We start from the raw sequence: 14,718 nt of genomic DNA, 5'->3' as shown, positions 1-14,718 counted from the left end.
TACTTTTTGGCTAAAGTATGGGTAGCACAATCTTGTTTTATACTTTACAGCTGAAACATTTCAGCTAGTATTTCTTTATCGTTGAAAGGATATTTAACTCCTTTTATTTCCTGGTAAGTCTCGTGGCCTTTGCCCGCCACCAGTATAATATCCCCGGACTGCGCCAGCATGCAGGCTGTTTTAATGGCCTCTTTCCGATCCTGAACCGTCAGTGTCTTTTTGTAATCGATCGGCCTGACGCCCTTCTGCATATCTTCCAGTATAGCCTGGGGTTCTTCGAAGCGCGGGTTATCCGAGGTAAGTATAACTTTGTCGCTTAAGCGGCAGGCGATGTCGGCCATCACAGGCCGCTTTGCTGCATCCCGGTTTCCGCCGCAACCTACCAGCGTAATAATTTTCTGGTTCGGGTTCCGGATTTCCTGGATGGTGTGCAGTACATTTTCCAGCGCATCCGGTGTGTGGGCATAATCTACAATCCCAGTTACTTGATCCTTGGAAACCACATAATCGAAACGGCCCACAGCAGAATCAAGGCTCGAAAGTACGGTCAGGGTTTCTGTCGGATCTTCGCCAAGCAACACGGCCGCTGCATAGGCCCCCAGCAGGTTATAAGCGTTAAAAGCACCGATCAGTTTACACCAGATCTCTGTGTCGTTTACATCCAGGTGCAGGCCTTCGATAGTATTATCGATGATGCGCGCCTTAAACTCTACAGCCTTGCGCAACGCAAAATAATGGACACTTGCTTTGGTGTTCTGTACCATTACCGGCCCGCGCTTGTCGTCTGCATTAATCAGGGCAAAGCTCTTTTTAGGCAGGCCATCAAAAAACGACTTCTTGGCTTTGATGTATTCATCAAACGTACCGTGGTAATCTAAGTGGTCGTGGGTGATGTTGGTGAAAATACCGCCTGCAAATGCCAGTCCGGACACGCGGTGCTGCACCATGGCATGCGAGCTCACTTCCATAAAGCAGAATGTGCAGCCGGCCTTCACCATCTGCGCGAGCAACTCGTTTAGTTTTACTGCATCCGGTGTGGTGTGGGTAGCAGGTATAACGTCTTCGTTTATCTGGTTCTGTACCGTAGAAAGCAACCCCACATTATACCCCAATTCTCTGAACAGTTTATGCAGCAGTGTAACCGATGTGGTTTTGCCATTGGTACCTGTTACGCCAACCAGTTTCAGTTTTTTAGAAGGATGTCCGTAAAACGCAGAAGCCATTTTACCCAGCGCTTCTGCTGAGTTCTCTACCACCACATAAGTTATACTTTGGCTTTGCACTTCAGGTAATGCTTCGCAGATTACAGCTATAGCATTTGCCTGTACCGCTTTCTCAATAAAAGTATGGCCATCGGTTTGTACACCGCGCATCGCTACAAACACTACCCCTTCGCGCACTTCACGCGAGTCGAAGGTAATAGCCTGTACCGATACATCCAGCGAACCGATTGTATGCAGTATTTTAACGTCTTTCAGTATATCCCGCAGCACCTGCATTAGCTTAACACAATTATGATTTTCTGATTTTTTGAAATGACAGTACCCGGCTCCAGCGACTGCGTCTGAACACGCCCACCTGCCCCCTGCACCTGCACTTGCAGGCGCTGGTTACCAAGTATAAATAAAGCATCCCGTAGGTTCATGCCTGTTACATCAGGTACACGGCCGTTCGGCACCGGGTTAGGCTCCAGGTTTAATGCGCGGCGCTCCGGCTTTGCTTTTACCCATTCTTCCTCTTCGCCTTTGGGGTGCGTACTGATGCCTATTTTGTTACAGATAAGTGTAATATCATCAAAACTTCCGGCCTTTACCTGCGGCAGACTATCCTTGTTTGGTACCATGCGGGCCAGCAACGGTTTGTGCATCGCCAGGTCGCGGGCAAATGCTTTATCAGCCAGTTCCTTAAATACAGGCGCTGCCACATCGCCACCGTACACGTTCACACCCTTCGGGCTATCGATGATAACAATGGCGCTATACTTTGGCTTATCTGCCGGGAAGTAGCCCGCAAATGAAGTAGAATACTCGCGTACATACTTGCCGTTTTTAACCTTGCGTGCCGTTCCTGTTTTGCCTGCTACTTTATAATCTGTGCTCCTGATATTTTTAGCCGTGCCGTTCTCGACTACCCCTTCCAGCATGATGCGTAGTTTTTTCAGCGTTTCATCGGAACATACTTTTTCGTTTAAAACACGCGTCTTAAATGATTGTATCACTTCGTCTGCTTTGCGAATTTCTTTTACAATGATGGGCTGGATCTTAACACCGTTGTTGGCTACTGCATTGTAAAGTGCCAGCGTTTGCAGAGGCGAGAACTTGGTCTCGTAACCAATCGCCATAGAGGTAAGTGTGGTGCCGTACCAGGTTCTGTCCTGGGTACTTTTGATAAACGGCCTTGCTTCGCCATCCATCTGGAAACCAAGGGTATTGGCCAAACCGAACTTATGCAGGTAGTTGATATAGGCCTGTTGGTCGTTGCCGAAATACTGCTCCATCAGTTTGGCAACACCAATATTAGAGGATTTCTCGAAGATCTGCTGCACCGATAATTTACCGTACCCGCCTGTTTTCGCATCCGACATGATGGTGTTTTTGATGCGGTAAGATCCGTTTCCGGTATCTACGGTATCATTCAGGCTTATACTTGAGTCATGCTCGAAAAGCGCCATCATAGACGCTAGCTTAAAGGTAGAACCCGGCTCTGTACGCCCCTGGTTACCAACGGCATAGTTATAATCTTCGATATAGCCCCCTTTGGTTTTACCCAGGTTTACAATAGCCTTAATTTCACCGGTCTTCACTTCCATCATGATCACGCAGCCATACTCCGCATTCGTTTTCTCCAGTGCTTTATACAAGGCATTTTCTGCCACATCCTGCAGGTTAATATCGATGGTGGTTTTGATGTCGTAACCATGCTGCGGCTTTAGTTCTGTGCCATCGTAAATGGGTTTGCTGCCACCCGCGATCCGCTCAAAAAGAGCCTCCCCATTTGTACCTGCCAGGTTATCGTTAAAACTGAACTCAAGGCCGGCCCCGTTTTTATCTTCGTTGATAAAGCCAATGGTACGCTCTGCCAGCAACCCGAAAGGCTTGAAACGCTTCTCTACTTTTTCAAAAATAACGCCGCCCTTGTTTTTACCTTCCCTGAAGATAGGCCATTTCGCCATGATCTTCTTTTCCTGGTAGTTAACCAGTTTGCTGTTGAGGCGCACGTATCTGCGGCCTGCATGGCGTGCGTTCCGGATTTTGCGGCGGTAATAATCTTCCGACCTGTCTTTGTAAAAGCGCGATAGTAAATAAGCTAAAGAATCTGCGCCTGCATTAAACTTCTGGGCATCCACTACACTCGGGTCGAATGCTATTCTGTAAAATGGCAGCGAAGTGGCCAGTATACTTTCGTTATCGGAATAAATGTTGCCGCGCGTTGCAAAAACGGGACGGTAATAAATGCGGCGCTCTTTGGAAATCTCTTTCCACTTGGCTCCATCGAAATACTGGATACGGATAACTTTGTACACAATAGCGCACGCAAAAAAACAGACAGCCAGGAAGGCTACCCGCACACGCAGCACGATGGATTTTTTAATATTCATCGGCAGGAATAATTACTTGGTAAGGAGGTGATGAACTTTCGATAAGGCCAAGCGGTGCCACATTGCGGGCAACTTCTGATTGCTTGCTGGCTTCCATGTAGTCCGATTTCAGCGTCGTATAGTCTGCGCGCAGATCCTCGGTCTCCACTTTTATCTTATCTATCCTGCGGATTGTTTTTTCGGCGAAATGGGTATTACCGATGTAAAATAACGTAATGGCTGTCAGGAAAAGTACCTGCGGCATATACTTGAGCGGCACGCCCTCTTCAAAGAGCGCATCAACATTTGTGTATTTATCCAGCAGCTTAAACAAACTGAACCCTTTCTGGTTTGCTTTCTGAGAGGGGTTGTCTTGTGGCTTCACGCGCGACCGGTTATATTTTGGCGCGGCTGGTCTCTTCGTTAACAAGTTAGAAGCCATAATTATTTAAGTTTTAAGCAACGCTTTTAATCAATCATTCAGTTCTTTTTCTCTGCTACTCTTAGCTTGGCGCTGCGTGAGCGGGTATTTTCGAGTAATTCCTGGTCGGAAGGCGTAATCGGTTTCCGGATAATGGATTCCAGTGGTTTTAGTTCGTTCCCAAAAAGGTCTTTTTCTACTTCCCCGAAGAATTTACCTTTCGCTATAAAGTTTTTTACAAGTCTGTCTTCGAGAGAATGGTAAGATATAACCGACAACCTCCCGCCGGGCTTTAGCAGATCTGTTGCCTGCTCCAGCATTTCTTCGAGGGCTTTCATTTCATCGTTCACTTCGATGCGGAGCGCCTGAAACACTTGTGCCAGGTACTTGTTCTCTTTACCACGTGGCGTGATGCCGTTTATTGCCTGCTTAAATTCTGCGATGGTTTCGAGTGGCAAACGTGCTCTTTTCTCGATGATGGTCCGGGCCAGTGTGCGGGCGTTTTTTACTTCGCCGTACATGCCGAATAGTTTGTGCAATTGCTCTTCCGAGTAAGTTTGCAGCACTTCTTTGGCTGTAATACCAGCTTCAGAGTTCATGCGCATATCCAGCGGGCCATTAAAACGGGTAGAAAAGCCCCGCTCCGGCACATCGAACTGGTGCGAAGAAACGCCCAGATCGGCCAGCAGCCCATCTATACCTTTAACACCGTACAGCCGCAGGTATTTTTTCAGGTCACGGAAGTTGGCGCGTACAAATTCAAAATTCGGGCCTTCGAGCTTTTTGGATTGCTCCTGTGCATCTGCATCCTGATCAAAGCTGTAGAGCTTCCCTGTCGTCAGTTGGCTAACAATTAAAGCCGAGTGACCGCCTCCCCCAAATGTAACATCCACGTACACGCCGTCCGGCTTAATAGCCAGGGCATCTACAGACTCTTGTAATAAAACAGGGCGATGGTACTCCATTAACTGATTGGCTCTGCTGCCGGTTTATCACCCAGAAACTTCTGGGCAAGCTGTGAGAAATTCTGTTGATCCTTGATCAGGAACTCTTCATACTTATCCGGGTTCCAGATCTCGACACGATTACCTAAACCGATCACGATCGTCTCTTTTTCGAGGTTGGCAAAACGGGCCATGGACTTTGGCACTATAAAACGGCCGGTGCTATCCAGGTCAATCTCAGTGTTGCCTCTGAAGAAATTACGCTGAAAATGACGGTACTCCTCGTTAAACTCATTCAGGCCGGCCACCTTGTCGTAAATCACTTTCCACTCCGATTTGGCATAAAGCACCAGGCATGGCTCGAAACCACGCATCAGTACTACCTGATTGCCAGACTCTTCAGGCAGGTTGGCTTTTATCTTTGCAGGTAAAACCAGCCTTCCCTTTGGGTCAATCTTGCATTCATATTCACCAGAGAGGAAGTTCATGCTTTTTCCAAGGTTAGTCCTTATGGTTTTCGGAGTATACAAATGTACGTAATCTGCTAAGTGCGACAACCACTATCTCCCACTTTTTACCACTTTGTGGATAAATTAGGGTTATCCACTCCGTTTATCCACATTATCCACAATTAAGGCGGATAACTTTGGGTATAAGTTTTTTTGGTCTGTATCTATATTTTTCTTAATATACGAGAATCAATGTTATAACAAATTAGTAATCAATTAAATACCCAAATTCACTTAACTTAAAACTCTAGCAAACTGCCATTCGATCGAAAGTGGGGGAAAGTGGCAGATTTGTAGCAAAGTGGAAAACTATTATGTATATTTGTGCCATGAAATTATTGCTCCGGTCTATCGTTTTATTTCTGCTAACATCCAGTGTACTACTGGGGTCGGTGGGTGTGGCGTTAAGCAAACAGCTTTGCCAGATGGCAGAGATGGAAGCAAAAAAAATTTCCGGCAAAAAGGCGCAGTGCTGCGAGAAAGCAACTGACCCTGAAGAAAGAGAAAGCTGCTGCACCGCTGAAGTTTCTTATGAAAAGCTGGAGCCTGTCTCTTCCCTAAAAACATTCAGCTTAGAAGTTCCTGTTTTCTTTGCTGAGCCGTTAAAGCCTTTCATAGCACTTCAGGCTTTAGCCATCACCAAAGATCAACGCATCCTTACTTATGCAGACAGTTCGCCGCCCTTGTATGGCCGTAACCTCCTGCTACAGATCCAGACCCTGGTAGTCTAAATTTTCAGATGAACTGTTTTTGCAAGGCATTTATACTTTGCATCTCTACTTTGTTATCTGTAAAATTTAAGCTATACCTTATCAATGCCATCTAACTTTATTTCGCCAATACTGGCAAAAGCTTTTACTGTACTTGTTTTTGCGCTTATAGCTTTGCCTGCCACGGCCCAGCAACTACACGGCCGTATCGCAGACCAAACAGACCCAACACAACCCTTAGTAGGCGCTTCTGTGGTCTGGAAAGGTACTGCAAAAGGAACAGCCACCGATGCAAACGGCCAATTTATACTTGAGACATCTGATGTCCAGACATCGGAAGTTATTGTAAGCTACCTGGGTTATAAGCCAGACACGCTTAATGTAAGCGGCAAAACGGAAGTCAGTATTCTGCTTTCCCGCTCTACCACTATAAAAGAGGCTGTGGTGGAAGGCCAGAAAGAGCGTTACTCCTCCCTCACCCCTACTAACTCCCAGATCATTACTACCCGCGACCTGGAGAAATCAGCTTGCTGTAACCTGGCTGAAAGCTTTGAGACCAACGCTTCCGTAGAAGTAACTACAACAGATGCCGTTTCAGGAGCTAAACAGATACAGATGCTGGGCCTGGATGGCGCTTATACCTTACTGACTACAGACAATATCCCATCGTTGCGCGGCCTGGCTACGCCGTATCGTCTTAATTATTTATCAGGTACTTACATCGAGTCGATTGATATTATTAAAGGGATGGGCTCAGTCCTGAACGGCTACGAATCTATATCAGGGCAGGTAAACGTGAAGCTGAAAGACCCGGAAAAAACCGAGCGTTTATACTTTAACCTATATGGCAACAGCCTGGCAAAATTCGATGCGAACCTGAACGTATCTGCGCAGGTAAGCCCGAAATGGAGCACGGTACTGATGCTGCACGGCAACCACTTAGGTAACCGCGTAGACCGTAACAACGATGGCTTTATGGATGTGGCACTGGGTACCCAATACAATGTATTCAACAAATGGAAGTATACCCACAATGCCATCGTTTCCGAATTCGGGATTAACGCTTTAACAGAAGAACGCCTGGGCGGCCAGACAAATTACGAAAAAGACCAGCCGGCAGGGCAAAACTACGGCACCGAATCTGACACCGACAGGCTTTTTGCTTACAACAAAACATCTTATACTTTTCCGGGTAAGCCTTACCAGAGTATAGGATTGATCAGCTCAGCCACGCACCATAAATTTAATTCGCTTTACGGCCTGCGCCGGTACGACGGTGAGCAGAACAGTGCTTCAGGCAGGCTCATTTTCCAGTCTATTATCGGGCACACCGGCCATACTTACAAAGTAGGTTTAAGCTATAACCTGGATGATTATACCGAGACCTTTAACGGACAGAATTTCAGCCGTACAGAACATGTTCCGGGTGCCTTTGCCGAGTACATTTTCAACAATGCAGAAAACCTGACGGTAGTAGCCGGCGCGCGTGTAGACTTCCATAATTTGTACGGCAACATCTTTACGCCACGCCTGAATGTAAAGTATGATTTAACAGCCAACAGCATTTTCAGGGTGGCAGCCGGCAAAGGTTATCGCGTAGCCAACCCGCTTTCTGAGAACACAGGCGCTATGGTGAGCTCGCGTAGCTTTATTTTCCAGGAGGACCTGGACCCGGAAGAAGCCTGGAACGTAGGTGGGTCGTTTACGCATTACTTTGAGTTAGGCGGGCGCCCGGGAGCATTTATTACAGACTATTACTACACTACTTTTAACAACCAGGTAGTAGCTGATATGTACTCAAACCGGAATGCCATTGAGTTTTATAACCTGGTAGGCCGTTCGTATTCCAATAGTTTTCAGGCAGAGTTGCAGTATGAAGTATTAAAAGGCTTCGATGTAAAAACGGCCTATAAATATTTTGATGTAAAAGCTACCTACAACGGCCAGTTAATGCAGAAACCCATGATACCGGAACACCGCTTTTTCGTGAACCTAGGCTTTGCCACGCCCTTCGATAAATGGCGCGCCGACCTGACGACACAATTTTTCGGCTTGATGCCACTGGCCTCGATGGATGAAGCAGACCATAACCACCCGAATAACCTGATCGGGAAAAGAAATTCAGACAGATTTTATACCGTTAATGCGCAGGTTACGAGAGCATTCAAGCGCTGGGATGTATACGTGGGCGGTGAAAATTTATTAAATTTCCGTCAACCAGATCCGATCATGGGTGCATCCGATCCTTTTGGCTCAGACTTTGATGGGAGCATGGTATGGGGGCCTATAACCGGGCGGGTTATTTATGCAGGCCTTCGTTACAGAATTGATTAACAACAGGCTACCCAGCTTGAATTTATACTTTCTTATTTTTATTTTTAAATCAGACAAACCAATCCAGAAATGCAAAAGTTAAAAATGTTCGTTTTATCGCTTGTGATGGCTTTTATCAGCATTAGTGTACAGGCGCAAACCACCAAAAAAAGTACAGACGAAACCATCCAGGTAAAAACTTCTTCTGTTTGTAACATGTGTAAAAAATCGCTTGAAAAAGCAATGGCTTACGAGAAAGGTGTTAAGTCTTCTTCCCTGGATGTGAACTCACAAGTGTTAACTGTCGTGTTTGATAGCCGCAAAACCAACGCAGACAATATCCGCAAAACTGTAAATGCCACGGGTTATGATGCCGACGATAAGCCTGCTGATGCCCGTGCTTATAACAAGCTGGACGATTGCTGTAAAAAAGAAAATGGCGTACACTAAGCCAGCTATATACTTATAAAAAAAGGGAGCCCGAACAGGCTCCCTTTTTTTATAAGTATATTTTTCTAGAATGTAAATCCGATGTGCATCCCTATGGAAAGAACGGGGGTGCCTTTTGTATAGTAATAGTACCCGATGCGGCCACCTGCTACGCCATTTTTAAGGATGCTGAAATCGTTTTCGATGTAGCCGTTAAAACCGAAATCTGATGTTTTGATATGCATCACTTTGCCATCCAGCGTTCCTTCGTCTTCAGCATTCGAGTTGATCTCGGCGCGATGCCTGGCCGCTCCTCCTCCACCAATCCTGAAAGCAATGGACTCGTTTCGCAGCAAATCAAAACTGGCTTCCAGCGAGCCCATATAAAAGGTGTTTTTGATAGAGAAAAGCTCTTCTACTTTATCGTACCGCGATGCCGATAACATCCCGAGGTTAAGCCCCAATGAAAGCCGATCGCTCAGGTAATGGTTAAAAGAATTGCTGAACATCATGCCCTGACTGTCATAATCTGATAGCCATACATAACTTACACCAGCTTTGAGGGTGTTATTATCTTTGCCGGCAAAACTTAGCGTTGGTGTTAAAAACAAGGCGCAGAGAACTGCAAACGCAATTAGTTTTTTGGTAAACATTTTCATGGGATTCTAAAGAATAGAGGAGAAACGTAAGAAGTCTTTCGTTAAAAGACATTTCCTGATACGCCTATCACTATATATAGTTTCATAAATAAACTATATAGTCGCTATACTTCCAGTATCTTGATGGTAATACAATTTATACTTTAGCCCCAGGTATGAGCTCACGCATTTTTATACTTTAAAACACCTTGTTTCAGGGAGAAAGCAGATTGCTATGACTTTGTTTTGTAAAGTTGCCACCAGGGTATGTAAGGTTTGTCGTGGTGCTCGAAATGGTAACCGAAAAAGTAACAGCTTACAAAAGCCCATACATGGTTTTTAGCCAACGTGCCTGATCTGTGCTTGTTATCTTTGGCGTGTTCGCCTTTGTGCGGGAGGTAAGTGCCAAAATAGAAAAGCTGAAACGTAGCAAGTATGGCAGGCACCATCCAAAACATAACCACATTCTCCAGCGGGAAGTATAATTTCAGAACATTAAACGTAATAGCCATCAGCACAATCTGCCACCAGGTAATGTACTGTTTCAGAAAGCTGAAGTACCAGGCTACAAAACTACCACCGTGGTAATCCGGGTCTTTATCGGTTGCTACAAAGTGATGGTGCTGGTGGTGGCGCGGCAGCAGGCGCGGATACCAGTTATAGGCAAACAGAAAAGCCGCAACCGTTCCGATAGTTTTGTTAAGAGTTGGTTTACCTGGAGCAACAACGCCGTGCATGGCATCGTGCGCGGTTATAAACAAGCCCGTATACAGATGCGTTTGCAGCAGAAAAAAGATGTAGGTAAGCGGCGAGCTAAAATCCAGTTGATAAGTATAAAGCAAGTATACAAGCAGCGCAGTCCAGCAACCGATTACTATTAAAGCGATCAGAACACCCAGGTAGGTATGTTTTTTTACGGCTGCCATACTGCTGTTTTATACTTTAAATATCGTTAAACGGGTAACGGAACTTGCTTTGGTACTGATTTCCGTTGCCGGAGCCCTTCATAAATAGAAATCGGTAACAATAACATTAACATCGAATACATCGAATCCTCTATCGGAATGGTGATAATGCGCAGACCCAGGTTGTAGGTATTGTTGTACCATACAATAGGCAGGTACGTCAGCACTCCGTTTACCAGCAGGAAAGGAATCAGGTGTACCAGGTACATCTGGTAAAAGCGGCCCAAGAATTTTGTTTTAAAGTAGTAGTAATGGACCCCATACATCAGCACCAGCAAACCGAAGGTAATGGAAGTATAAAGCTTATCGAGATTAAGTAGTGCAACAACTATAAGTATAACAAGCAAACTGATGGCAATTACTTTTGTGTAAGGCTGCAAGAAGTCCTTTTCGATATAAGCAATCAGCACATCGTAAATAAAAATACAGGCGTAAGGCACTGTAATAAAGAACAGAATTTCCTCTATGGGGAGGTTGTAAAAGTATAAACCACACAGATACGCCTCATTAAAACCCCAGACCCCTGCATCAGTGAAAAGTATATCCCAGATTATAAAAAGAATGGCATTGATAAGTATAGCCGGAAAAAGCCAAGGCCAGTTTTTATAGAAGGCTACTTTCTTATCAAACGAAAGAAGCAGCGGAAATAAGATCGTGAATATATTGAGGTAAAGGTAGATGTACATTTACAGCGGGATAGATTTTAAAACCTTCTTTTCTTCTTCGGTGCTATGGTCTTTCGACAGCATAAAATCGCGGATGGTGCGGGCAAGATCGTTGGGCATACCAGACGATGGATGATTTTTAAGACTGTTAAGAATGATCTTTTTATCAGCTTCGATGTTCTCGCTCATCTTTAAATAGCGCGGCACATAATGCTCTACAGTAAACCTGAGAAAACGTATCTCCGCATTTTTAGGGTTCAGCTCGATGGCCTGCTCAAAAAATGAAGCGGCACTTTTCAGCTGTTTTAACTTACTGTAAGGGTTCCAGACGTGTTTTGCCATAACGGCTTCTGAGGCTCCTTTGTAGGCAATTATGAGCGGGTTGTTACCTTCGTAACGCTTCATCTGCTTGTTAAACTTTGTTGCTTCTGCGGCATTCTCAGAGGCTTCCAGGTATCTCGGCCGCAGGTCTTCCACTTTATAAGTATATTCTTTCTGAGCGTAAGCGGTAGTAAAGGCGGTAAATAAAAGTATAAAAAGCAGTATCGGACGTATCATATTACATTAAGTCTGTATTTCAGGTATGAACCCAATAACAGTGCCAGCTTGGTGTTATCAGGTACCCGCACGCGTTCCTCTAAAATGCGTGTTGCCGGAAGATACTGAATTTTACGGAAAAGTTTGCGATAGTATACATACGCCAGGTAAACTCCCATGCGCGCCGTACGCGGTAACTGCATAATGCCTGCATAGGCGTCGTTAAAATCCTGCAGTATATCTGCTTCGATCTCTGCTTTGCAATTATTGCTGAAGTTGCTGTACTCTACTTTCGGAAAGTATACGCGGCCCCGGTCCTGATAATCGCTGCGCATATCCCGCAGGAAATTTACTTTCTGGAAAGCGGCACCCAAGCTACAGGCTGGTTTTTTCAGCTTCTCGAACATGGCCTCATCGCCTTCACAAAAAACCTTCAGGCACATCAGGCCAACTACTTCTGCCGAGCCATAAATATATTCTTTGTAAAGCGAACGGTCGTACAAATGGTCTTCCAGGTCCATTTCCATACTTTTCAGGAAGGCCTCGATATACTCCAGGTCAATTTTGTATTCGTTTACCACACTCTGGAAAGCATGCAAGACCGGGTTCAGGCTAATGCCTTGCTCAATGGCTTCGTAAGTTTGCTTTTTAAAATCTGAAAGGAGCTTTCTTTTGTCGAAATCATGAAAAGTATCTACAATTTCGTCTGCAAACCGCACGAAACCATAAATGCCGTAAATTGGCAGGTGCAGCTTTTTATCCAGCGTTTTAATTCCCAGCGTAAACGATGAACTGTAAGCCTGGGTAATAACTTTGCTGCATTTAAGGCAGGTTTCTTTAAATAACTCCATTCATTTTCATAGTTGAGGTGCTTATATTTTTACTGTTGCAGTTACAGCAAACTCTTTTGCTATTTCGGCTGCCACTACCTGCCCCGAGATAAGCGATGGCGGCACGCCTGGCCCCGGAACAGTTAACTGGCCGGTATAAAACAGATTGTTTACCTTTTTGCTTTTTAAGCTGGGCTTCAGCAAAGCCGTCTGCATCAGCGTATTTGCCAAGCCATAAGCATTGCCTTTAAAGGCATTATAATCAGCTATAAAGTCCTGGTGGGCATAGCTGCGGTTATAAATTATCTTGCTTCTGATCTCCTGCTTGGTTAGGCGCTCCAGGCGGTCCATAACAAGGTTAAAGTACTTTTCACGGGTTTCGGGATCATCTTTCAAATCTGGTGCCACCGGTATAAGTATAAACAGGTTTTCGCAGCCTTCGGGTGCTACCGTAGCATCTGTTACAGATGGCGCGCAAACGTAAAAAAGAGGTTTGGCAGGCCACTTGGGGTCTGTGTATATTTCGTGGGCATGGGGCTTAAAATCCTCGTCAAAAAACAGATTATGGTGCTGTAAATTCTGAAGTTTCTGATTTACGCCCAGGTAAAATATCAGGGAAGAAGGCGCCATTACCCTGGAGTCCCAGTAAGCTTTATCGTATACCCTATCCGCAGGTTTTAACAACTGCTGCTCTACATGCTGGTAATCGGCACTGGCTACTACTATATCGGCGTCAAAAATGCCTGTTTCAGTTATAACCTGTGTGGCACGCCCGTTTTCAACTTTTATACTTTGTACGTCTTGGTTATAGTAGATTTCCACCCCTTTTTCCTGGGCCAGCTGCACCATACCTTCCACAATTTTGTACATGCCGCCCTTTGGGTACCAGGTACCCAAACTTATATCGGCATAATTCATTAAACTGTAAAGGGCAGGCGTATTTTCAGGCAGAGCTCCCAGGAAAAGTATAGGAAACTCCATTAATTTGATGATCTTCTCGTGCTTAAAGAACTTGCGGATGTGCTTGTGAAACGACTGAAAAACATCTAATCGCAGTACATCCAAAAGCAAACGCGGGCTCATAAACTCTGTTACCGAAAGGCCTGGCTTATAAACAAGCTGGTTAATACCTACTTCATACTTATACGCTGCCTGCGCCAGAAATTTATTTAATTGTGCGGCGCTTCCCGGCTCCAGTTCTTCAAACTTCGCTTTCAGTTCCGAAAGTATGGCTGGCACTTCCATAAAATCATCTTCACCAAAAACGACCGTATAAGATGGGTCCAGTCGCTCTAACGTATAATAATCAGCGGCACTTTTGCCAAACCTGTTAAAGTATGATTCGAAGACATCAGGCATCCAATACCAGCTTGGGCCCATATCAAAAGTAAATCCTTCGGCAATATAACTCCTGGCGCGTCCGCCGGGTGTACTGTTTTTTTCCAGCAGCGTAACCTGGTAGCCTTGCTGAGCCAGACTGGTAGCAGCTGATAAACCTGAAAAGCCTGAACCGATGACAATTACTTTTGATGAATTCATGACTTAAGGTAGGAAAAACTGGAAAATAATTAGGCGGATTGCTGATAAACTTTTAACATTTCCTTTAACTCCTTACGGGCAATATGGATTCTGTTCTTTACCGTGCCAATCGGAATTTTAAGCTTCTCTGCAATTTCAAGGTATTTATAACCAACGTAGTACAGCATAAACGGCGTACGATGTTCTTCGCTTAAATGCGCAATAGCCTCGTTTATATCGTTTATGACGAAAGTAGACGTGCCTTTGTTTTGCGTAATATAATTTTCGTCGGTGTTCAGGTACTGCAGGTACTCGGTGCTATCAATGTGGCTGCTGCGCTTTGTTATCTTGTTATAGTTATTGATAAACGTATTGCGCATAATTGTGTACAACCAGGCCTTCAGGTTTGTACCTGCCTTAAACTTTGTACGGTTGGTTAACGCCTTCAGCATGGTTTCCTGCACCAGATCTTTGGCATCGTCTGAGTCGCGGGTTAGTTTAAAGGCGGCAGGCCATAAAGATTGGGCAATGTTCTGAACCTGGTTTGAATATTCTACTGCTGTCATTTTGTTTATACTTTATAAGTAAAACTATAAACAAATATACGCGGCTTAAACAAAATAAGCTAGACTTGTTTAATGTTTTTTTGAAAATATTAAACA

15 protein-coding genes are annotated in these 14,718 nt (G+C 44.9%); 3 read left to right on the top strand and 12 right to left on the bottom strand.

The features are described from left to right. Nucleotides 1-44: 44 nt before the first annotated feature. From DP923_RS13185 to mraZ, 5 genes are read right to left on the bottom strand one after another with little or no spacing between them, the layout of a single operon-like run. Complete coding sequence (locus tag DP923_RS13185) at nucleotides 45-1,499, bottom strand: UDP-N-acetylmuramoyl-L-alanyl-D-glutamate--2,6-diaminopimelate ligase (protein ID WP_112306342.1); 1,455 nt, start codon at nucleotides 1,497-1,499, stop codon at nucleotides 45-47. Further along, nucleotides 1,499-3,598, bottom strand: a complete 2,100-nt coding sequence (locus tag DP923_RS13180; protein ID WP_165838196.1) for a penicillin-binding protein — start codon at nucleotides 3,596-3,598, stop codon at nucleotides 1,499-1,501. Before DP923_RS13180 ends, DP923_RS13185 begins: the two co-directional genes overlap by 1 nt. Continuing rightward, nucleotides 3,588-4,019: an FtsL-like putative cell division protein gene (locus tag DP923_RS13175; protein WP_112306341.1), complete on the bottom strand. Its 432-nt coding sequence runs from the start codon at nucleotides 4,017-4,019 to the stop codon at nucleotides 3,588-3,590. Before DP923_RS13175 ends, DP923_RS13180 begins: the two co-directional genes overlap by 11 nt. 38 nt (nucleotides 4,020-4,057) lie before the next feature. Beyond that, nucleotides 4,058-4,963, bottom strand: a complete 906-nt coding sequence (rsmH, locus tag DP923_RS13170) for a 16S rRNA (cytosine(1402)-N(4))-methyltransferase RsmH (RefSeq protein WP_112306340.1) — start codon at nucleotides 4,961-4,963, stop codon at nucleotides 4,058-4,060. Further along, on the bottom strand, nucleotides 4,963-5,430 hold the full coding sequence (gene mraZ / locus DP923_RS13165) for a division/cell wall cluster transcriptional repressor MraZ (protein WP_112306339.1): 468 nt from the start codon (nucleotides 5,428-5,430) through the stop codon (nucleotides 4,963-4,965). Before mraZ ends, rsmH begins: the two co-directional genes overlap by 1 nt. A 350-nt stretch (nucleotides 5,431-5,780) precedes the next feature. Between mraZ and DP923_RS13160 the strand changes: the two genes are divergently transcribed. The 3 genes from DP923_RS13160 (at nucleotide 5,781) to DP923_RS13150 (ending at nucleotide 8,924) form a co-directional block, all read left to right on the top strand. After that, nucleotides 5,781-6,182 (top strand): HYC_CC_PP family protein, encoded by a 402-nt coding sequence (locus tag DP923_RS13160; RefSeq protein WP_239021033.1) that lies wholly within the window; start codon nucleotides 5,781-5,783, stop codon nucleotides 6,180-6,182. Nucleotides 6,183-6,266: 84 nt separating this feature from the next. Beyond that, nucleotides 6,267-8,495, top strand: a complete 2,229-nt coding sequence (locus DP923_RS13155; RefSeq protein WP_112306338.1) for a TonB-dependent receptor — start codon at nucleotides 6,267-6,269, stop codon at nucleotides 8,493-8,495. 69 nt (nucleotides 8,496-8,564) lie between these two features. Next, nucleotides 8,565-8,924: a heavy-metal-associated domain-containing protein gene (locus tag DP923_RS13150; protein WP_112306337.1), complete on the top strand. Its 360-nt coding sequence runs from the start codon at nucleotides 8,565-8,567 to the stop codon at nucleotides 8,922-8,924. A 65-nt stretch (nucleotides 8,925-8,989) separates the two neighbouring features. Here DP923_RS13150 and DP923_RS13145 read toward each other — a convergent pair whose 3' ends face one another. From DP923_RS13145 to DP923_RS13115, 7 genes are all read right to left on the bottom strand, one after another. Further along, on the bottom strand, nucleotides 8,990-9,562 hold the full coding sequence (locus DP923_RS13145; RefSeq protein WP_112306336.1) for a hypothetical protein: 573 nt from the start codon (nucleotides 9,560-9,562) through the stop codon (nucleotides 8,990-8,992). 212 nt (nucleotides 9,563-9,774) lie between these two features. After that, nucleotides 9,775-10,467 (bottom strand): fatty acid desaturase, encoded by a 693-nt coding sequence (locus DP923_RS13140; RefSeq protein WP_112306335.1) that lies wholly within the window; start codon nucleotides 10,465-10,467, stop codon nucleotides 9,775-9,777. A gap of 26 nt (nucleotides 10,468-10,493) precedes the next feature. After that, the gene (locus DP923_RS13135) at nucleotides 10,494-11,192 is read right to left on the bottom strand and encodes a lycopene cyclase domain-containing protein (protein ID WP_112306334.1); all 699 of its coding nucleotides are present in this window, start codon (nucleotides 11,190-11,192) and stop codon (nucleotides 10,494-10,496) included. Further along, nucleotides 11,193-11,729: a hypothetical protein gene (locus DP923_RS13130; protein WP_112306333.1), complete on the bottom strand. Its 537-nt coding sequence runs from the start codon at nucleotides 11,727-11,729 to the stop codon at nucleotides 11,193-11,195. Further along, nucleotides 11,726-12,559 (bottom strand): phytoene/squalene synthase family protein, encoded by an 834-nt coding sequence (locus DP923_RS13125; protein WP_112306332.1) that lies wholly within the window; start codon nucleotides 12,557-12,559, stop codon nucleotides 11,726-11,728. Before DP923_RS13125 ends, DP923_RS13130 begins: the two co-directional genes overlap by 4 nt. A 21-nt stretch (nucleotides 12,560-12,580) precedes the next feature. Further along, nucleotides 12,581-14,077, bottom strand: a complete 1,497-nt coding sequence (locus tag DP923_RS13120) for a phytoene desaturase family protein (protein ID WP_112306331.1) — start codon at nucleotides 14,075-14,077, stop codon at nucleotides 12,581-12,583. A gap of 29 nt (nucleotides 14,078-14,106) precedes the next feature. Continuing rightward, entirely contained in the window at nucleotides 14,107-14,622 is a 516-nt protein-coding gene (locus tag DP923_RS13115) for an RNA polymerase sigma factor (protein WP_112306330.1), read from the bottom strand. Nucleotides 14,623-14,718 lie beyond the last annotated feature (96 nt).

The sequence above is a fragment of the Pontibacter arcticus genome, assembly GCF_003284895.1.
Classification (GTDB): domain Bacteria; phylum Bacteroidota; class Bacteroidia; order Cytophagales; family Hymenobacteraceae; genus Pontibacter; species Pontibacter arcticus.
This window is presented reverse-complemented; position numbering and strand designations above follow the sequence as displayed.